We start from the raw sequence: 19,864 nt of genomic DNA on the forward strand, positions 1-19,864 counted from the left end.
TATGACTTACGTCCCTCTTACCCGATGACCAGGCATACGCCGTATGCCGAACCAGTGGGGCTCAAGCGACTCCTGATGACATAGGGGGAGTAGGGGGAAATGTGCGCAAGATAGTGCACCGCCATCTGGGCAAGGTGGTGGCAGGTGCGGCCATCGCGGTGGCCGGGACGGCCGTGATGGTCGGAATCACCCTGCCGGGCACGGCGGGGGCCGACGACTCGGGCGGGACCAAGGGCGGCACCGGGACCTCGCAGCAGGCCGGACAGCAGGGGCAGGCCGCGGCGCAGCCGGGTGTCGTCGAGCAGGCGCCGGCCGAGGGCCAGAAGGGCAAGGGCCGTGACCCGCTGACCGACGACGAGATGAAGCGGGTCGAACAGATCGCGCGGAACCAGCAGTCGTTCAGCGCCAGTGAGAACGTCGAGGGCAAGCGCGGTCCGCAGCGCGTCAGCGTCAATCTCGCCGAACCCGACACGAACGAACTGGACGACCCGAACGCGCCCAGGCGTGCCGACGTGTCCTTCTACGACTACAAGAACGACACGCTCGTCACCAAGACCGTCAACCTCGACACCGGGAAGGTCGAGCAGACGGGCACCCAGCGGGACGTCCAGCCGCCCATCAGCCGCGACGAGATGACCGAGGCCGCGAAGCTGCTGATCGCCGACCCGCTCGGCGCGGGCCTGAAGGCGGACTTCAAGGACGCCACCGGCAAGGAACTGACCTCGCCCGACCAGCTGATGCTCAACAGCATGGTCTACCGGGCGACGTCGGGCGCCCAGCCCGCCGTTCTCGACGCATGCGGCAAGCACCGCTGCGTACGGCTCTTCCCGAAGGTCAAGAACGGGCCCTGGATCGACAGCCGTGACCTGGTGATCGACCTGAGCGCCCGCAAGGTCGGAAAGCTCGGCTGAGCGCCGCTTCGCCGACCTTCCGTCTGACCTCCCACCCTTTCCTGCTTTCCGCAAGGAGTCACTTCTTCATGCGCGTCAACAGAAACAGCCGTGCCCGCAGCCGGACGGCGGTGGGCCTCTCTGCGCTCGCCCTCGCCGCCGGGGCGACGACGGCCGCGGGACCGGCCGTCGCCCAGCCCAAGACCGCCTCCGCGGCGGCCGCCGACTGCAGCGCGGCGTACAAGATCGAGCAGAAGCTCTCCACCGGCACCACCTGGCGGATGTGCTGGCACTACGAGAGCGAGGCCGGGCTCGTCCTGGAGAACATCTCCTACCAGCCCCCCGGCGAGGCCCAGCCGATCAAGGTCCTCGCCAGCGCGAAGCTCGCCCAGATCGACGTCCCCTACGACGACGGCTCGGTCGAGTACAGCGACCTCACGGGCGCCGGCTTCGGCCAGGGCCTGATGGACATGGCGCCTGGCGAGTGCCCCGGCGGCACCATCAAGACCGTCAAGGTCCCCGATGCCTGGGACCCGCAGCACGCCAACGTCAACGGCCTGTGCACCACGACCCGTTCGCGCGGCCACGCCTACCGCATGCAGGCCGACACGGGGAACAAGGTCTTCCAGAAGCAGGGCAAGGACCTGATGATCTACACGGTCAACAAGGTCGGCTGGTACGAGTACATCACCGAGTGGCGCTTCCAGGACGACGGCACCCTCAACATGAACGTCGGCGCCACCGGCAGCCTCTCGCCCGGTGACTACGACGCGGGCGACGGCCGCGGCTGGCCCATAGGCAAGGGCGCCAAGGCCTACGCCACCAGCCACAGCCACAACGTCTTCTGGCGGCTCAACTTCGGCCTCGACGGCTCCTCCAAGGCCAAGGTCGAGCAGTACGACTCCGCGGTCAGCCCTCCCGCGCAGGGCGCCGAGGCCCCGAGCAAGAAGACCACGCTCACGAAGATCACCAAGGAACTCGCGGGCGACGCGAAGAACTCGCGGTGGTGGCGCCTCGTCAGCAACACCGGCAAGAACAAGGACGAGCACGCGCGTTCGTACGAGATCGTCCCGGGCGCGACCACCAAGTACCTCGGCCGTGCCTTCACCAAGCACGACATCTACTTCACCGAGTACAACAAGTGCGAGCAGTTCGCCAGCGACAACCTGCGCAACTGCGGTGCCGGACACGGCAAGTCGGTCGACAAGTGGGTCGGCGGGCAGACGCTCACGCACCCCGTGGTCTGGGTGAACGTGGGCTTCCACCACATCGCGCGCGACGAGGACCAGCAGCCCATGCCGGTCCACTGGCAGGGCTTCTCCATCGCCCCGCGTGACGTCACCGCTATGAATCCGCTCACTCCGCCGGAGCTGGCGGACCAGAACGGGCATGTGGAAAACGGTAGTTGAGAAACGACCTGTCCATCGGGCTGCACCGCCCACCGCTCCCGGAGTACCCTTCCTTGATCGTTGAGTAGGGGAGAGCTCGGGGGAGCGGAAGGCGGTGCGCGGGTGGGCTCGGGAGGGCTGGAGTTGCCTCCTGGTGACGAGGGTCACGAGGGGAACTCCACAGATGTCCCACCCGGCGCGGTGTCCCTGGCGCGGCCGATGGAAATGGGATCCATTGGACCGGAGTTGGACTGGGGTGCCGACGCCTGGCGCGAGGTGCGTACGCGCGCTCAGCGAGCCGGGCGCGCCTACATCTGGCTGAACCTGGTCGAACAGCGGCTGCGCGCGGTCGTGGCCGCTGTTCTCCGTCCCATCTACGAACCCGTCCACGGCGACGAGTGGGTGGTCGCCGCCGCCGGGCCCGCCGGGCAGGAGTGGGTGCAGCGCGCGGTCGCCGTACGCGAAGTCAGCCGCCGCAAGGGGTACTTGCTCGACCCCGCCGACGACAACGTGCTCAGCTTCCTCACGCTGCCGCAGCTGCGCGAGCTGATGGTGCAGCACTGGCCGTGCTTCGAGCCCTACTTCGACGAGCGCCGCGACGTCGAACTCGCCCTGGACGAGCTGGAAGTCACCCGGAACGTGGTCTCCCGCAACCGGGCCCTGTCCGAGGCGGTGCTGGGCCAGGCGGAGCGGGCCGCGGCGAAACTCCTGGAGATACTCGGCGCCGGCAGCGATGTGCCCTCCGCGCGACGGCTGCCCGTCGACGCCGTGGAGGACCTGGTCGGCGACCGGTACGCGGACGTCGTCGGCGTGCACTCGGACCGCGTGCGGCTGCTGCGCCAGTTCCCCGCCGAGGACCTCTTCGGCGGCGCCCGCCGCCTCGACGCCATCGGTATCGGCCTGAACCTGCTGGTGCAGAACTTCTCCGGACGGCGGCTCGTACGCCTCGCCGAGTCCGGCTGCCGGGTACGGCTGCTGTTCCTGAACCCCGCCTCCAGCGCGGTCAAGCGGCGCGAGCGGGAACTCGGCATCAAGCGCGGGGAGTTGAGCCGCGCCGTCGAGATGAACATCCTGCACATGCGCCGGGTGCGGTCCAAACTGCGTGACCCGGGCGCCTTCGAGATCCAGGTCTTCGACGAGACGCCCCGCTTCACCGCCTACCTCGTGGACGGCGACGGCTCGGACGGTGTCGCGGTCGTGCAGTCGTATCTGCGCCGCACGCGCGGCATGGAGGCGCCGGTGCTCGTCCTGCGCGGCGGCGGCCGAGTGGTCAAACCGGGTGATACGGACGAAGAGGGACTTTTCCCGACCTATCGCGAGGAGTTCGAGGTGGCTTGGGCGGATTCGCGTCCTGTGTCCTGAGCCCCCCGGCTCTTCCGGAAGCGGAACGCGGTCCTCGGATTGTCAGTGGCTCATGGGATCGTGGAGACCACTGGGGGAAAGCACCACGAAGAAGGGGGGCCGCCCATGGGCTGGCACCGGGAGCTGCTGATCGGCTTCGACCTGGAGACGACCGGGACCGATCCGCGCGAGGCGCGCATCGTCACGGGTGCCGTGATCGAGGTCAGGGGCGGAGAGCCGATAGGGCACCGCGAATGGCTGGCCGATCCGGGCGTGGAGATTCCGGTGGACGCGGTGGCCGTGCACGGGATCACCAATGAGCGGGCGGCCGCCGAGGGCAGGCCCGCCGACCAGGTCGCCGACGCGATCGCGGAGGTCCTCGTCGGGTACTGGAAGACGGGCGTTCCGGTCGTCGCCTACAACGCGGCCTTCGATCTGACCCTGCTCTCCGCCGAACTGCGGAGGTACGGACTGCCGTCGCTGCGCGAGCGGCTCGGCGGCATCGACCCCGCCCCGGTCATCGACCCCTACACGATCGACCGCTCCGTGGACCGCTATCGCCGGGGCAAGCGCAACCTCGAAGCGGTCTGCACGGAGTACGGGGTGGCGCTGGAGTCCGCCCACGACGCCTCGGCCGACGCGCTCGCCGCGGCCCGGCTCGCCTGCGCGATAGCCGGCCGCCACCCGAAGGTCGCGGCTCTCGGCCCGGCGGAGCTGCACCGCCGCCAGATCGAGTGGTACGCCGAGTGGGCCGCCGACTTCCAGAGCTTCCTGCGCCGCAAGGGGGACGCGGAGGCGGTGGTGGACGGGACCTGGCCGCTGAGGGACCTGGCGGACGAGAAGGTCTGACCGGCCTTCCGGTTCAGAAGACCAGGGCCCGGCGCAGGCTCGACAGGGGTCGGTGCAGGGCCGGTAGGGACCGGCGCAGGGTCGACGGGGGCCGACGGGGCCGGCGCACGGTCAGAAGGAATACCAGCGCACCGTCTCGTCCTCGTCCCGCAGCGACGCCACCCGGCGTTCGAACTCGGCGAGGGCCTTGGGATTGGTCGGCGCGTGCTGGGCGACCCAGGCGCAGCTGGCGGTCTCGCGCGCTTCCCGCAGCACGGAGCAGCCCTCCCACTCGCGGACATCCCAGCCGTATGCCTCGGTGAAGGATTCGTACGCCTCGGCCGGGAGCCCGTAGCGGTCGCGGGACAGGGCCATGACCACCAGGTCGTGCTCGCGCAGGTCGGCGGAGAAGGTCTCCAGGTCGACCAGGACCGGGCCGTCGGGGCCGACATGGACATTGCGGGGCAGCGCGTCGCCGTGGATCGGGCCCCGCGGCAGATGCGGGGTGAGCGCGGCGGCGGCATCCGCGAAGCCGTCGCGCCTGGCCCGCAGATACGCCGCGTCCGCGGGGTCGATCGCGTCGCCCGCCAGGCGCAGCCAGCGCTCCACACCGCCCAGCAGCTCGCGGGGCGGCAGGGCGAACGAGGGGGAGGGCAGTGCGTGCACCACCCGTAGCAGTTCGGCCAAATCCCGCGGCTCCGCTGGGCGTACGGAGTCGGGCAGCCGGTGCCACACCGTCACCGGGTGACCCTCCACCAGCAGCGCCTTGGCCTCGGCGGCGCGCACCGCGGAGACGCCCGCGTCGGCGAGCCAGGCCGCGATGTCCAGTTCCCGCCGCGCACGGTCGAGGAGTTCGGCGTCGCGCCCCACCTTGACCACCAGGTCACCGGCGGCGAACACCGCGTTCTCGCCCAGGGCGAGGAGCGTTGCGTCCCGTACCGACCCCGGCAGCACACCCGCCATGGCCAGTACGTCCCGCGCCCGTGCCTCGTCCATCCTTCGCCTCCGTGTCCTCGCTCGCGCAGCACTCGTGCGGGTCCCGCGCAGTCCTCGCGTACGGCGTCGTGTTCACGCCATCCGTTGGCCAGTCTCGCATTCCCACAGGTCGGACGGCATGCGCGGTGCCGTGATGGCTTACACCGCCTTCACGACCATGACGGGGCCGCTCGGGCGGTCAGACCGTCACGAACCGCCCAAAGGCGCCGATTCCATGACATTGGCGACCGTGACGAGGCGGTCCGTGAATCAGGCGCCCGACCGGAGCGGGGAGCGCCGTCTCGTCGGCCACGGGCCTGGTTTGAGGTGGAGGAGGCGGCCGCGGTGGACGGCGTGGGCCGGGTGCGGACGCTGGTCTCGATCACGGCGCCGCTGCTCGTGCCGGGCATCGTGGCGACGGCACTGTTCGCGTTCATCAGCGCGTGGAACGAGTTCTTCTTCGCGCTCGTGCTGCTCAAGACCCCAGAGAAACCGACGCTGCCGGTCATCCTGACGCACTTCATCGGAGCCGAGGGCGTCGCGGAACTCGGGCCGCTGGCCGGGGCGGTGAAGAGCCGATACGGACGCGATGGATCGTCGTCGGCCTGGCCGAGCTGAGAAAGCGGCTGGTCAAGGACGGGATCTGGTGCTGACCCGCTGTCAGCGCTGAGGGACGCATGACCGTTCGAGGCGGAGAACCGTGACTGTCAGCGAGTCCGCGGTTCCTCTCGCGCAAGGGTTGTACGCGGGCGGTGAAGCTCTGGCGCACTTTGGATAACGGTCGGGTCATTCGGTAACGCTCGGATAACGCCGGAACTGCTCGGAAAGGCCATGGACTTGGTCGAGGAGTTGGACCGATACCCCCTCGTGAAGGTTGCACGGGCAGGATCTTGTTTGTTTGGTAAGAAGATTCCTAGCGTGAGGTTAATTCCAGCCGAACGCCAGGAAGTTGACTCATGCCATCCATACGCCGAGATCTCCCGCCCCTCGCCGAGGTGCGCCGCATCACGCAGAAGAAGCGCGACGCGTGGTGGACCGTGCTGCTCGTCGACCCGATCGCGACGCCGCTGGTACGACTGGTCGCACGGCGGACCAGGATCACGCCGAACCAGATCACCTGGGCGGCGCTGCTGCTGGGGCTGGTCTCCGCGGCCTTCTTCGCGATGGGTGACTGGCGCTGGCTGATCGCAGGGGCGTTGGTGTACCACCTGAGCTTCACGCTGGACTGCATGGACGGCAAGGTCGCCCGGCTCACCGGGCAGGGCTCGGTGTTCGGCGCCTGGCTGGACTACATCTTCGACCGGGTGCGGGTGATGGTCTGTGCGGTCGCGCTGATGGCCGGGCAGTACCACCGCACGGACGACACCCGTTACATCTGGCTGGCCGCCGCGGTCGTCTTCCTCGACAGCCTGCGCTATCTCAACTCGCTCGAGATCTTCAAGACCCGCCACACCATGCGCAAGCAGATCAAGGCCCGACTGCGGGAGGCCCGGCGTGCCGAGAACGCCGACGGCGTCGCCTTCATGGAGGACCTGCTGCGCACCAACCCCGAGGCGGACATCGACCAGGACCTGCGCGCCGCGGCCTCCGAGGGCACGGCGGGGCTGCCGCAGGCCCAGGTCATCGATCTCCAGCAGGAGTTCCGCCGTCGCTTTCCCGTCTATCTCCGCGTACGGTCCTTCCTGCTGCGTCATCGCATCCGCCCCCACCTGATCAGCGGCATCGAGTTCCAGATGGGCGTGTTCATCGTCGGCCCTCTCCTCGACTCGGTGATCGAGGCGACGCTCGTCTCCGGCGCGCTGCTCCTCGTCTTCGAACTCGCCATCATCTACAAGCTGTTGCTGTCGACCCGCGACTTCACCCGCACCATCGACTCCTTCGAGCGCGACACGGCGGTCACCAAGGCGGCCTGAGCGCCTGCGGACAGCGACATGGCCGGGGCGAGCCGCCCCGGCCACGTACCTGTTCTTCAGCGAGCGGTCACACACCGACCCTCTCGCCCTCCACCGCCGGCGGCGGGGACACGGCCTCCGGTGCCTCGTCGTGCGTGAGGTCCGGCAGCCGGTTCAGCCACTTCGGCAGATACCAGTTGCGCTCGCCGAGCAGCGCCATCACGGCGGGCAGCAGCACACCCCGGATGATCGTCGCGTCGATGAGTACCGCGGCGGCCAGGCCCACACCCATCTGCTTCATGGACTGCATGGACAGCGTGCCGAAGATCGCGAAGACGGCGACCATGATGATCGCGGCGCTGGTGACGACACCGGCCGTGGTGACCACTCCGTGCCGGATCGCCTCCTTGGTGGAGCGGCCCCGCAGCCGCGCCTCACGGATCCGCGAGACCACGAACACGTGGTAGTCCATCGAGAGCCCGAAGAGGATCACGAAGAGGAACAGCGGCAGCCAGGTGACGATGGCACCCACGCCCTCCGCGCCCACCAGCGAGGCACCCCAGCCGTGCTGGAAGACGGCGACGAGGATGCCGTAGGCGGCGCCCACCGACAGCAGGTTGAGGGCGATCGAGGTGATCGCGACCGTCAGCGAGCGGAACGACAGGAGCATCAGCAGGAAGGCGAAGACCACGACGAACGCGAAGACCGGCACGACGGACCCGATCAACTGGTCGTTGAAGTCGTGCGAACCCGCGACCTGTCCGGTGATCGGCGCCTGGACCCCGTCGACCTTGCCGAGCGTGGCGGGCCGCACCTCGTCGCGCAGCTTCTCCAGGCTCGCTCCGGCCTTGTCCTGGTCGGAACCGCCTACCAGCGGCACGTACACGAAGGCGACGTTCTGCGCGTCGTGCAGCTTGATCTCCACCGGGCCGCGCGAGGCACCCGAACTGACGGCCCGGGCCTTGAAGTCGGCCAGCGCGTCCCGGACCTCCGGCGCGTTGATGTCCTTCGCCGTGACGACCACCTCGGCCGGATCGGAACCGCCGGGGAAGGAGGCGTTGACCCGGTTGTACGTGCCCACGATCGGCAGCGAGTTGCCGAACTCCTGGTCCAGCGTGAGGTTCTGCGTCTTCATGCCGACCGCGGGCGCCGCGACCGCGAGCAGCGCGCCCGCCGCGAGGACGACGGACAGCGCGGGCTTGGCCAGCACGCCCCGCAGTACGGCCGTCCAGAGCCGGCTCTCCCCGTTGCCCTTGCGCCGACGCCGCCGCAGGAACGGAATGCGCCCCTTCTCGACCCGCTCGCCCAGCAGGGACAGCAGCGCCGGCAGCACCGTGACCGACCCGACCATGGCGACCGCCACGACCATCAGCGAGGCCAGGCCCATCGCCTCGAACCCGGCGAGCCCGGTGAAGAGCATGCCCGCCATCGCCACGCACACGGTGACACCGGAGACGATGATCGCGCGGCCACTGGTCGCGGCGGCGATCCGCAGCGCGGCATCGGCGTCCCGCCCGGCCTCGCGCTCCTCGCGCTCACGGCGCAGATAGAACAGGCAGTAGTCGACACCGACGGCCAGACCGACCAGCAGCATCACGGAGTTGGCACTGTCGCTCATCGGCTGCAGATGGCTGACGATGCCCATCAGACCCATCGTCGCCATGATCGCGGTGATCGCGAGGGCCACCGGGAGCAGCGCCGCCACCAGCGCGCCGAAGGCGATCAGCAGAATGCCGAAGGCCACCGGAACCGCGGAGTACTCGGCCTTCTTGAAGTCGTCGCCGAACGCGTCGGAGAAGGTCTTCTGCATGCTGGCGCCGCCGATCTCCTCGATCCGCAGCTCCGAGTGGTCCTTCTGGACGTCCTTGACGGCGTTCAGCACCGGCTCGACGCGGTCGCCCGCGGTCTCCGCGTCGCCGCGCAGGTCGAACTGCACGAGCGCGCTGCGGCCGTCCTTCGAGATCGTCTTCGTGTCGTACGGCGATGTCACGTCCGTGACCTTGCCGGTGCCCTCGACCCCCTTGACCACGGCGGCGACGGCGTCCCGGAACTCGGCGTCCGTGGCCTTGGTGTTCGCGTCCTTCGTCTGGATCAGGACGGTCTCACTGGCCGGCTCCGTGATGTCGGCGTCCTTGATGATCTGGGCGGCGGTGTGCGTCTCGCCCTTGAGCTGGTCGTTCTCCTTGAGGTCGACGCGGCCCGCCGCCGAGCCGAGCCCCGTGGCCAGGACGACGAACAGCACCCAGATTCCGACGGCCGCCCATCGGTGCCGGGCGCTCCAGCCGCCGGCCCGGGCGGCGATGCCCCGCACCCGTATTTCTCCGTTCGCCATGACGGGCTAGCCCCCTTTTGTGCGGTGACAGCCCCCTGCCGTCACCTTTCGTTATGAAGGTATGGCCCGGATAAGAAGCTCTCGTCGTGCTGCCTGGTGAACCCCCGAGGCCGTGAGTCGTCCGCTGGGACCCCGGGGTCTCCGCACTGGGGAGGATGGAAGCCCCTTACACGTAACGGGACTTCTCGGGGATGTGGATCAGGGGTGTCCGTTCTGTCGGGCAGAGCCCGCTTTGTTATTTCGAAAGGTTGTTGATTAAGTCACAGCTTCATGTAGGTGTTGATCTGCGCGGACCGATCGGCCAGGGTTTCGTGCCAACCCGCCGGTAACTTCCGGTGCGGGCGGCGGCCTTCGTGCCCACCCCCACGGGGCACGAAGGCCGCTCTAAGGTGTGCGGATGACGACGACGTACGCGGCGCTGTTGCGCGGGATCAACGTGGGCGGCAGCAAGAAGGTGCCGATGGCCGAGCTGCGCACCCTGATGGAGGGGCTCGGGTACGGCGGCGTAGGCACGTATCTCCAAAGCGGCAACGCCGTCTTCACCAGCGACCGCGGCGACGAGGACTCGCTCGCCGCGGAGCTCGCGCAGGCCATCGAGAAGCACTTCGGTTTCACCGTCGCCGTGCTGGTGCGCGACCACGCCTATCTGAAGGCCGTACGCGAGGCGTGCCCGTTCCCGGCCGCCGAACTGGAGGCCAAACAGCTGCACGCCACGTACTTCTCGGGCCCCGTCGACGCAGAGCGCTTCGCCTCGATCGACCAGGCGGCCTTCCTCCCCGAGGAGTTCCGCCTCGGCGACCGCGTTCTGTACCTGTACGCCCCCGAAGGCCTCGGCCGGTCCAAACTGGCCGAGAACCTGTCGAAGCCCAAGCTTCTCAAGGGCATCGTCGCCACCAGCCGCAACTGGAACACCGTCGTCAAACTGGAGGAACTGACCCGTGCCTGAGCGCGAGGCCGCCGTCGAAACCGCCATCGAGGGCGAACTGCGCCTGCTGGACCCGGAGATCCGCCGCTCGCCCGAACTGGTCGGTGCGCTGCTGCACCCCGACTTCCACGAGATCGGCGCGTCGGGGCGGATCTGGGACCGCGCCTCGATCATCGCCTCCCTGGCCGCGGACGACGACTCCGGGGGCCGTCCCATCGCCACCGCGCACATGAAGGGCGTACGGCTCGCCCCCGACCTCATTCACCTCACCTTCGACACCGACGACAACGGCCGCCGGGCGCATCGGAGTTCACTTTGGCGGCTCACCGGACAGGGGTGGCAGCTGTACTTCCACCAGGGGACGTTGTACGGCTCCGGCGCAGCGTGACGTTTCGTACGCCGCCGTCGGCCGTGTACGAGCGGATCTCGTCCGGCACGGTGAGGCGCGGGTCCTGGTAGAGGCGTCGGAGCTCGTCGTCCGTACGGGCCCCGGCGACCGCGTCGGTCAGGGCGATGTCGTCGTCGGTGAGGGCGGCGTCGTCGAGGATCTCGGGGCCCCAGCCGTCCCAGGGGAGCACCTCGACGCCGTTGAGGGCGGCCAGATCGTGGCCGACGCTGGCACGGACGTACCACAGGCCCCTGATGTGCTTCAGCCAGCTGACCCCGAAGGTCGCCGGGTCGGCCCGCCCGGCCCGGCACTCCCGCCACGCCTGCCCGGCCACGACGAAATGGTCCCTCGGGACGTCCAGCGGATCGAAGGACACGTCGTACGGGCCATACGCGATCTGCGCGTCCACGAGCCGCCAACTGCCGTCCGGCAGTCGGTACTCGGTGACCCAGTGGTCCTCGTGGAAGCCCTCGGTGAAGTAGGTGGCGAAGCCGCAGCGCAGCCGGGCGGGTGTGCCCGTCGCCCGCAGCAGCGAGCACAGCAGCAGGGAGAAGTCGCGGCAGGTTCCGACGAACCGCTCGGCCGGCTCCCGCCGTTCGGTCAGCGGCCGGTTGGATCGCTCCCGCAGGCTGCGCAGCACTTCCGTCACGTACCGCGACTCGGCGTCCTCCGCCAGCCACCGCTCGGGGATGGCGTGCCCGAAGAGTTCACCCTCGCCCCGATGGATGATCACATCCCGTACGAGACGGGCGAGTTGACCGGGTTCCCGGGGAAGCCCGCCGACATCGAGGTCACCGGGATCACTGAACACGCTCTGGGTCAGGTAGAAGTCCATGCCGAGGACCCTCGGGTCTGCCCCAGGGGCAAGGTCAAGCCGGCGTTTCCAGTGGGGACTCTTCTGCCCGTCGTGCCCGTCCTGTCTGTCGTACGCTGGTGACGCGGTATCCGACGACGAACAGCACACCCGCCGTGCTGAACACCGTCACCAGGATGTAGACAGGAAAGATGTCGTCGCCCTGCGGGTAGTGCTCCTCGCACAGCCGGACGACCTCGGGGTGCGTACGGGCTGCCTCCAGGCACACCTTCTGCCCCGGCTCGGCACGGCTGAGGTCGGTGTCGAGCTTCCGCACCGTGGTGTGGCGGTGTCCGTCCACCGTGTACGCGATCTGCTCCCTGCGGTACTTGGTGGTCGGCTCGATGACCCGGGAGACCACCCCGGTGACCCGCACCGGGTCGTCGTCGATCAGCTCCGCCCGATGCCACTGAAGCGTCGCCGAGCACGCACCGAACCCGGTGAGCACCAGGAACAACGCCCCGAACAGCCAGGTCAGTTTGCGTATGGCGGGCAGCGTCGCACGTGCCGTTGTGGAGGGCCAGGGACGTACGGGAGCGCAGTGATTGCGGGATTGTGAGTGGCCGCTACAGCCATCTGTGCGAGTCTCGTGGGTATGCGCTACATCATCATCGGAGCAGGAGCGGTCGGCGGCGCCATCGGTGGCCGGCTGGCCGAGGCGGGGCACGAAGTGGTCCTGGTCGCGCGGGGCGCGCACTACGAGGCGCTGCGCGCGGACGGGCTGCGGTTCCTGACCCCCGAGGGGACGCACACGCGCCGGCTGCCCACGGTCGACGGGCCGCGGGCGCTGGGGGAGTTGGACGCGGACGACGTGCTGGTGCTCGCCGTGAAGACGCAGGACAGCGAGGCGGCTCTGGAGGCATGGGGGCCGAGCCCGGTCGCGGGCGGCGGTACGGCGGCCGAGCGGCTGCCGCTGGTGTGCGCGCAGAACGGTGTGGAGAGCCAGCGCCTCGCGCTGCGCCGCTTCCGCAGGGTGTACGGCGTCTGCGTCTGGCTGCCCGCGACCTTCGTCGAACCCGGCGTCGTGTCGGCGGCCGGCACCCCGCTCACCGGGATCCTGCACATCGGCCGCCATCCGCACGGCACGGACGAGACGGCCCGCCGTATCGCCGCCGACCTGGAGAAGTCCCGCTTCGAGGCGCCGGTCGTGCCCGATGTGGCCCGGTGGCAGTACGCCAAACTCCTCGGCAATCTCGCGAACTCGATCGAGGCGGTCACCGGGGTGCTCACCAGCGACGAGGGCCTCGCGCTCTTCGGGCGCGTCCGCGCGGAGGGCGAGGCGGTGCTGGACGCCGCCGGCATCGCGTACGCCGGTGAGGAGGAGCAGAAGAAGGCCCGTGGCGGCAAGATCCGGTTCGAGCCCTTCGACGGCTCCGAGCGCACCGCCGGCTCCTCCTGGCAGTCCCTCAACCGGGGTACCGGCACGATCGAGGCCGACTACCTCAATGGCGAGATCGCGCTCCTGGGCCGCCTGCACGGCGTACCGACTCCGCTGAACGACCTGCTCCAGCGGCTCGCGAACGCGTTCGCGCGCGAGCGCAGGGAGGCGGGGTCGATGACGGTGGCGGAGCTGGTGCGGCTGGCCGACGAGGCGGTGGCGGCCGCCGCCGAATCGACCGGTTCGTAGGCTGTCGCGTTTCTTCAAGAGGGCCGCGCCCGGTGTCCCTAGCGTGGAACGCATGAACAACGCGTACAAGAACGTGCACCCGTACATGGTGGAATGCGCCGCCGAGGCCGCCCGCGTAGCCCGCGGTGTCACGGCGGCGCGGCTGGCGGATCCCGGTCCCACGCACTGCCCGGACTGGGACGTCCGCACCCTGGTGAACCACTGGGTCCTCTACACCTCGCACGGCATGGAGCACCGGGCGCTGCGCAAGCAGCTCTCCGAGGAGCTGACCGGGCGGGACTTCACGGCCGACCCCGGCTGGGCGCGGGCCTACGCCGACCAACTCGACCGCGCTGTCGCCGCCTGGGACGACCCGGCCGTGTGGGAGGGCGAGGTCGATCTGGGGATGGCGAAGATGCCCGCCGCCGAACTCGCCCCGATGATCGTCAAGGAGATGGCGGTGCACGGCTGGGACGTAGCCACCGCCACCGGCCAGGAGTTCCGGATCTCGGACGGCGCGGCCCGGCTCGTCCTGGACGTGGTGGACACGCATGGCGCGCTCTACCGGCAGTACGACGGCTTCGCCGACCCGGTGGACGTGCCCGACGACGCCCCCGTCTTCGAGCGCGCCCTCGCCCACAGCGGCCGGGACCCGCGCTTGGCCCGGATCGAATCGGACCAGTGATTCCGGTCGAATTGGACCAGTGATTCCGGGTCGAATTGGACCGTGTTTCTATGCCATTGGGTGACTAGCCTCGACGGCATGACGACCACAGCGCCCACCCGGGTCGATTTCTACTTCGACCCCGCCTGCCCCTTCGCCTGGATCACCTCCCGCTGGATGCTGGAGGTCGAGCGTGAGCGGTCGCTCGACCTGCGCTTCCACGCGATGAGCCTCTACCTGCACAACATCGGCAATGAACTCCCTGCGTGGTACCGGGAGTTGGTCGACAAGTCCATGGGCCCCGTCCGGGTCGCGGTGGCCGCGGCCGAGCAGCACGGCGAGAAGGTGCTGCGCGACCTCTACACGGCCTTCGGCACCCGCATCCACGAGCGCGAGGCCGCGGACTTCGACGCCGTGGTCGCCGACTCCCTCGCCGAGCTCGGACTGCCGGCCGAGCTGGCCGAAGCGGCCCACGACCCCGCGTACGACGAGGCGGTGCGCCGCAGCCATGACGCGGGCAAGGAGCGCGACTCCGACGCCTATGTGGGGACGCCGACCATCCATGTCGACGGAACGGTGTGGTTCGGCCCGGTGCTGCGCGCCATTCCCCGCGGGGAGAAGGCGGCGGAGCTCTTCGACAGCTTCCGTGTCCTCGCCGCGCACCCGGACTTGTTCGAGCTCAAGCGGACCCGGACGGGAGGGCTGCGCTTCGACTGAACAGCGGTCAGAGCGCTGAACGCAGCTCGGATGAATCTCGGTCTCATGGAAGGGAGTTGCGTGATTCTTTGCCGCCTTCATTGACGGTGGCACGCCATAGATCCTACCTTTCTCGGCGTTGGGTACGGCTGATCCCACGGGAGGGGAACATGCCCATGCGCCGAAGAGTCGCCCTGGTCACTCTGATCTCCACGCTCCTGTCCCTCGGAATTCCAGGCGCCGTCTCCTCCGCAGAGGCCGCCACCTCCGACCTCTACGTCTCCCCGGCCGGGGACGACCACGCGAACGGCACCGCCCGCCACCCCGTACGCACCCTGGAACGCGCCCGCGACCTGGCCCGCGCCCGTGTCGCGGACCTGAGCGGCGACCTGACGGTCCACCTCGCGTCGGGCACGTACCGCCGCACGAAGCCGCTCGTCCTGGACGCCCGCGACTCGGGAACCGGCGGCCACAAGGTGATCTGGCAGGGAACGGGAGAATCGGTCATCAGTGGCGGCCGCCAGGTCTCCGGATGGCGCAAGGTCCCGGACAGACCCGGCCTCTGGTCCGCACCCGCCCCCCAAGGCCTCACCGACACACGGCAGTTGTACGTCGACGGGGTGCGCGCCCAGCGGGCCCGCGGCGCCGTTCCCGTCGGCCTCACCCAGACCGCCACCGGCTACACGGCGTCCGCCGACACGCTCGCGCACTGGAAGCACCCCTCCGACGCCGAGTTCGTGTACACCAGCGGCGAGGCCCTGTGGAACATCGAGCGCAACGGGCTCGGCCAGTGGACGGAGCCCCGGTGCCGTATCGCCGCCGCCGAGGGCACCACCATCACGATGGTCCAGCCGTGCTGGGACAACTCCAACAAGCGGGTGGAGTTCCCCGACATCCCCGGCCGCACCGTCAGCATGGTCGGCCCCGGCCATCTCACCAACAGCGGCAGGGCGACGTATATCGAGAACGCCTACGAACTCCTCGACCAGCCCGGCGAGTGGTACCTCGACCGGGCCTCGCGGACCGTGTACTACCTGCCCCGCGAGGGCGAGAACCTCGCCCGGGCCGATGTCGAGGCCGCGCAGGCCGAGAAGCTGATCGACGGACAGGGGACGGCCGGAGCCCCCGTCCACGACATCGCCTTCCGAGGTGTGCAGTTCAGCTATGCCACCTGGCTCACCCCGTCCCGCCCCGAGGGGTTCTCCGAGATCCAGGCGGGTTACACCATCACCGGCGAGCGGGGCTGGGCGACACAGGGGCTGTGCCAGTACGTCGAGGGCGGCACCTGCCCGTTCGCCTCATGGACCAAGATGCCGGGCAATGTCTCCGTCACCTACGGGCAGCGCATCGAATTCGCCGACGACGTCTTCGCCCATCTCGGCGCGTCCGGACTGGAGTTGGGTACAGGATCGAAGGACTCGACGGTCAACGGAACCGTCTTCACCGACATCTCCGGCAACGGCCTGGAGATCGGGGGAGTGGACGGACAGACCCCCGCCTCCGGGGTGCGGGTGACGGACAATCACCTCTACGGCCTGCCCCGTGAGTTCCACGGCGGCGTCGCGATCCTCAACGGCCACACCCAGCACACCACCATCGCCCACAACCAGATCGACCACGTCGGCTACAGCGCGATTTCGATGGGCTGGGGCGGCTGGCCCGACAAGATCGGCGACCCGGCGACCCCGAACCCCAGTCATGACAACACGGTCCGCGACAACCTGATCTTCGACTACATGCAGATGCTCGACGACGGCGGCGGCATCTACACCCAGGGCCTGACCGGCAGCTCGATGGCCGACGGCGAGAAGGTCACCGGCAACGTCATCCACGACCAGTGGGGCCTCGGCAAGAGCGTCTACACCGACAACGGCTGCACCTACGAGACGGTCGAGGGCAACGTCCTCTACAACGCGTCGTACGCCAACGTCGCCTCCCGGCACACCGACTACCGCGACGCCCTCGGCAACAACGACCCGACCCTGGTCAAGGGCAACTGGTGGGAGGAGGGTACGTCCGACGGCGACAACAAGGGCCTGGTCACGAGCGGCAACACCATCATGGCCTCGCCGTCCGACGTACCGTCAGCGATCCTCGACAACGCGGGACTTGAACCCGCCTACCAAGGCCTGCTCGACCGTCCTGTCGGCGCTCCCTCGGCACCCGAGCCGCCCTCCCGCGTCGGCACGAGCACGGCCGGGGCGGACGCGCTGTACGTCACCTTCAACCCGAGCTTCGCGGACGGCGGTTCACCGGTGACCGGGTACACGGCGCGGGCGTACGACGCGTCGGGCCGGCAGGTCGGCGAACAGGCTGTCGCGGCAGCCGAGTTCAAGCGCAAAGCCCTCGTCCGGATCGGTGGACTCCCGTCGTCCGGCGGCCCGTTCACGGTCACCGTCACCGCGGGCAACGCCCACGGTGCGAGCGCTCCGTCCCTGGCCTCGCTCCCGCTGAGCCCGACGAACGCGACCGTGCTGCCCGGCGCACCCACAAGTCCCAAGCTGCGTACGGCGTCCACCGCCGCCACCGTGGCGTGGACTCCGCCCACCGCGACGGGCGACGCCAAGGTCATCGGCTACCGCGTCACCGTCTCCGACGGCCGCGAACCGATCGCCGTCAGCGGCCGGGACGCGCTGGTGACCCAGCCTTCCGCGAAGGGAATGTTCCGGGTGATCGGCGGACTGGAGCCGGGCACCTCGTACACCGTCACGATCGCGGCCGTGACGGCGGCGGGCACCGGGCCCGCGGCCACCGTCACGGCAACCACCCGACCGTAACGGTCAGTTGGGCTCGCCCCGCCAGGTGTCCCGCCGTGCCCAGCGCGCGGCGGGACGCACCGCGAGCCCGGCGACCGCGAAGAGGACGGCGAGCAGGGCCCAGCCCGCCGTACCGTGCCGGATCGCGGTGACCGTGATCAGCGCCGGGCCCACCATCATGCCCGCGGACATGCCCGAGCCGAACACGCCCTGGTACACACCGTGGGCGCGGGCGTCGGCGAGTTCGTAGCCGAGGGTCCAGCCGCCGGCGGCCGACAGCACCTCGGCGAAGACCTGGATCACCGCGCCGACCGTCAGCGCGACCACCGCCCACACGGGAGAGAGGCCCGCCGACAGCGCGTACACCGCACAGGCCGCCGCGAGCAGCAGCCCCGCCCAGCCCATCGCCCGTACGGCACTGGGTACTTGGGAGGTGCGACGGGCCACCCGCACCTGAAGCAGCGCGACCAGGACGCAGTTCACGATCATCAGCAGCGCCGCCGTCCAGCGCGGTGCCTCGGTCCGTTCCACGATCCACAGCGGCAGACCGACCTCGGACAGCGTGTACTGCACCACCAGGAGGGCGTTGAGCACGGTCACCGTCAGATAGGGCAGATCGCGCACGGCACGCCAGCGGTCCTCGGCGGCGGCCTGGGAGACGGCGGGACTTTCCTCGGCCTCTGCGGCCGACGGCAGCGTCCGCAGCATCAGCGCGGGTGCCGCGAAGGTCAGCGCGTTCAGCAGGATGACGACGACGTACGCCGCACGGGTGTCGAGTTGCAGCGCCACCGCGCCGCACGCGCCGCCCACGGCCATCGCCACGTTGACGATCATCCGGAGATAGCCGCGGGCCTCGACCCGGCCCGCGGCGGGCAGCACGTCCGCGTACACCGCGCCCATGACACCCCGACTCGCCATGAACAGCGCGGTCACGCAGATCACGGCGACCAGGAAGCCCGCGTACGAGGTGACCAGGGCGTACGCGGCCGTGGCCAGACCGCAGCCGGCCCACAGCAGTCCGCACACCCGGCGGGCGCCCCAGCGGTCCGCCGCCCGCCCCGCCGGAATCCCCGCCGCCACGCCGGCCAGCCCCGCCACCGTCATCCCGAGGCCCACCGACGTCGCGTCGAGCCCGACGATCCGTGTGAAGTACAGGACGCCCAGCGGGAAGAACAGCCCATTGCCGAAGGCGTTGAAGAGCGTGATCACGGACAGTCGGCGCAATACGGGCTCGACGGGCAACAGCCCGCCCGCCCGCGTGAGCTGGTCGGTAGCGGTCATGTTCACACCCAACCCGGCATCCACTCGCCGGCGACAATCATTTAGCGTGACGCTCAATGATTGAGTTCCGTTTCGGTGTCGGCGACCTCGCGACCACCTCCTTCGCCTACTCCCCGCTCCAGGAGGCGGTGTTCTCGCTGCGCTCGTGGGCCGACCCGCAGCGCTTCCCGTACCAGGCGCCCTGGTTGCGGCGGCTGCGCCCGGCGTACGAACGGCAGGACACCGAGATCCTCGGCGCGCTGCTCACCGTGAGCAGCTGGGTCCCCGACTTCCTGACGCCGCGTCCCACCCGGGCCCGGCCCGCCTTCGCCGAGGAGCTGCGTGCCCTGCGCGCGACGCCCGCCGGGCGGCTCGGGGTCGACTTCGCGGAGGCCTTCGCGTACGAACCCGCCGTCCCGGAGGTCATCGTGCGGGGCCTCGCCGATCCGCCCGCACTGCTGGAGCGGATCGCCGACTGCCTGGACGGCTACTGGCACGAGTGTCTGGCCCCCGACTGGTGGCCCCGGGCCCAGTCGATCCTGGAGGCCGACCTCACCCACCACGCGAAGGTCCTCGCGGAACAGGGCGCGGCCGTGCTCTTCCCGAGCCTCGACCGTCGTCTCACCTGGACCGGGGACGGCGTCCGGCTGATCCACCCCACCGACCGCAACTGGCCCGATGGCGGCATCCGGATCGCGGGCCGCGGCATGGTGCTGACCCCGACGATGTTCGCCCGGGGCGCGGCCACCTGGGTCGATCACGGACTGCCGCCCGTGCTGTCGTACCCCGCCCGCGGCCGCGCCACCGTCTCCGAGACGCCGCCTCCGGTCACCGACCGTGCCCTCGTACGGCTTCTCGGCCGCCCCCGCGCCCGCCTGCTGCTCCTGCTCGCCGAGCCCGCGTCCACCACCGAGCTCGCCCACCGCCTCGACGTCACGCCGGGCGCGGTCAGCCAGCATCTCGCCGTGCTCTACGACGCGGGGCTCCTCAGCCGCACCCGCAGCGGCCGGATCGTGCGGTACGCGCGCACGGCACTCGGCGACCAGCTGTGCCGTTAGCCCCTGTCGAGG

Annotated in this window: 17 protein-coding genes and 1 pseudogene; 13 read left to right on the plus strand and 5 right to left on the minus strand. The window is 69.8% G+C overall.

Annotation, left to right across the window (positions count from 1 at the left end; all coding sequences use genetic code 11):
• Positions 1-101: 101 nt before the first annotated feature.
• The 4 genes from OG975_RS36790 (at position 102) to OG975_RS36805 (ending at position 4,468) form a co-directional block, all read left to right on the plus strand.
• Positions 102-911: a Tat pathway signal sequence domain protein gene (locus tag OG975_RS36790; RefSeq protein WP_406333730.1), complete on the plus strand. Its 810-nt coding sequence runs from the start codon at positions 102-104 to the stop codon at positions 909-911.
• Positions 912-979: 68 nt separating this feature from the next.
• Positions 980-2,299: a copper amine oxidase gene (locus tag OG975_RS36795; protein WP_406333731.1), complete on the plus strand. Its 1,320-nt coding sequence runs from the start codon at positions 980-982 to the stop codon at positions 2,297-2,299.
• Between the two features lie 102 nt (positions 2,300-2,401).
• On the plus strand, positions 2,402-3,640 hold the full coding sequence (locus tag OG975_RS36800) for an SAV2148 family HEPN domain-containing protein (RefSeq protein WP_330310327.1): 1,239 nt from the start codon (positions 2,402-2,404) through the stop codon (positions 3,638-3,640).
• Positions 3,641-3,745: 105 nt separating this feature from the next.
• On the plus strand, positions 3,746-4,468 hold the full coding sequence (locus tag OG975_RS36805) for a 3'-5' exonuclease (RefSeq protein ID WP_406333732.1): 723 nt from the start codon (positions 3,746-3,748) through the stop codon (positions 4,466-4,468).
• A 111-nt stretch (positions 4,469-4,579) separates the two neighbouring features.
• Here the strand turns inward: OG975_RS36805 and OG975_RS36810 are convergent, their stop codons facing one another.
• A complete protein-coding gene (locus OG975_RS36810; protein WP_406333734.1) occupies positions 4,580-5,443 on the minus strand; it encodes a phosphotransferase enzyme family protein in 864 nt (287 codons plus the stop codon).
• Positions 5,444-5,746: 303 nt separating this feature from the next.
• On the opposite strand from OG975_RS36810, the pseudogene OG975_RS36815 reads away from it, so the two are divergent.
• Both OG975_RS36815 and OG975_RS36820 read left to right on the plus strand, forming a co-directional pair.
• Positions 5,747-5,989, plus strand: a pseudogene (locus tag OG975_RS36815) (ABC transporter permease subunit); the annotation flags it as partial.
• 389 nt (positions 5,990-6,378) lie between these two features.
• The gene (locus OG975_RS36820; RefSeq protein ID WP_406333736.1) at positions 6,379-7,335 is read left to right on the plus strand and encodes a CDP-alcohol phosphatidyltransferase family protein; all 957 of its coding nucleotides are present in this window, start codon (positions 6,379-6,381) and stop codon (positions 7,333-7,335) included.
• Between the two features lie 67 nt (positions 7,336-7,402).
• On the opposite strand, the gene OG975_RS36825 is transcribed toward OG975_RS36820, so the two are convergent.
• Positions 7,403-9,646 (minus strand): MMPL family transporter, encoded by a 2,244-nt coding sequence (locus OG975_RS36825; protein WP_406333738.1) that lies wholly within the window; start codon positions 9,644-9,646, stop codon positions 7,403-7,405.
• A 397-nt stretch (positions 9,647-10,043) separates the two neighbouring features.
• Between OG975_RS36825 and OG975_RS36830 the strand changes: the two genes are divergently transcribed.
• Together OG975_RS36830 and OG975_RS36835 are read left to right on the plus strand one after the other, a co-directional pair.
• Positions 10,044-10,592, plus strand: a complete 549-nt coding sequence (locus tag OG975_RS36830; RefSeq protein ID WP_406333740.1) for a DUF1697 domain-containing protein — start codon at positions 10,044-10,046, stop codon at positions 10,590-10,592.
• Entirely contained in the window at positions 10,585-10,959 is a 375-nt protein-coding gene (locus tag OG975_RS36835) for a DUF4440 domain-containing protein (protein WP_406333741.1), read from the plus strand. The genes OG975_RS36830 and OG975_RS36835 overlap by 8 nt, the downstream gene beginning before the upstream one ends.
• Here OG975_RS36835 and OG975_RS36840 read toward each other — a convergent pair.
• On the minus strand, positions 10,895-11,794 hold the full coding sequence (locus OG975_RS36840; RefSeq protein ID WP_406333743.1) for a transglutaminase-like domain-containing protein: 900 nt from the start codon (positions 11,792-11,794) through the stop codon (positions 10,895-10,897). The two genes, OG975_RS36835 and OG975_RS36840, sit on opposite strands and share 65 nt — an antisense overlap.
• 34 nt (positions 11,795-11,828) lie before the next feature.
• On the minus strand, positions 11,829-12,269 hold the full coding sequence (locus OG975_RS36845; protein WP_406333745.1) for a hypothetical protein: 441 nt from the start codon (positions 12,267-12,269) through the stop codon (positions 11,829-11,831).
• 138 nt (positions 12,270-12,407) lie between these two features.
• On the opposite strand from OG975_RS36845, the gene OG975_RS36850 reads away from it, so the two are divergent.
• The 4 genes from OG975_RS36850 to OG975_RS36865 all read left to right on the plus strand — a co-directional run bounded on the left by OG975_RS36850 (position 12,408) and on the right by OG975_RS36865 (position 17,555).
• Complete coding sequence (locus OG975_RS36850) at positions 12,408-13,439, plus strand: ketopantoate reductase family protein (RefSeq protein ID WP_406333747.1); 1,032 nt, start codon at positions 12,408-12,410, stop codon at positions 13,437-13,439.
• A gap of 52 nt (positions 13,440-13,491) precedes the next feature.
• Complete coding sequence (locus tag OG975_RS36855; protein WP_406333749.1) at positions 13,492-14,103, plus strand: TIGR03086 family metal-binding protein; 612 nt, start codon at positions 13,492-13,494, stop codon at positions 14,101-14,103.
• 78 nt (positions 14,104-14,181) lie between these two features.
• The gene (locus OG975_RS36860) at positions 14,182-14,799 is read left to right on the plus strand and encodes a DsbA family protein (RefSeq protein WP_406333751.1); all 618 of its coding nucleotides are present in this window, start codon (positions 14,182-14,184) and stop codon (positions 14,797-14,799) included.
• A 155-nt stretch (positions 14,800-14,954) separates the two neighbouring features.
• On the plus strand, positions 14,955-17,555 hold the full coding sequence (locus OG975_RS36865; RefSeq protein WP_406333752.1) for a fibronectin type III domain-containing protein: 2,601 nt from the start codon (positions 14,955-14,957) through the stop codon (positions 17,553-17,555).
• A 3-nt stretch (positions 17,556-17,558) separates the two neighbouring features.
• Here OG975_RS36865 and OG975_RS36870 read toward each other — a convergent pair whose 3' ends face one another.
• A complete protein-coding gene (locus OG975_RS36870; protein ID WP_406333754.1) occupies positions 17,559-18,815 on the minus strand; it encodes an MFS transporter in 1,257 nt (418 codons plus the stop codon).
• Positions 18,816-18,871: 56 nt separating this feature from the next.
• Here OG975_RS36870 and OG975_RS36875 point away from each other — a divergent pair, with 56 nt between their 5' ends.
• On the plus strand, positions 18,872-19,852 hold the full coding sequence (locus tag OG975_RS36875; protein ID WP_406333756.1) for a helix-turn-helix domain-containing protein: 981 nt from the start codon (positions 18,872-18,874) through the stop codon (positions 19,850-19,852).
• Positions 19,853-19,864: the final 12 nt, after the last annotated feature.

Origin of the sequence: Streptomyces sp. NBC_00203 (genome assembly GCF_045206325.1) — a bacterium.
Lineage (GTDB): Bacteria > Actinomycetota > Actinomycetes > Streptomycetales > Streptomycetaceae > Streptomyces > Streptomyces lutosisoli.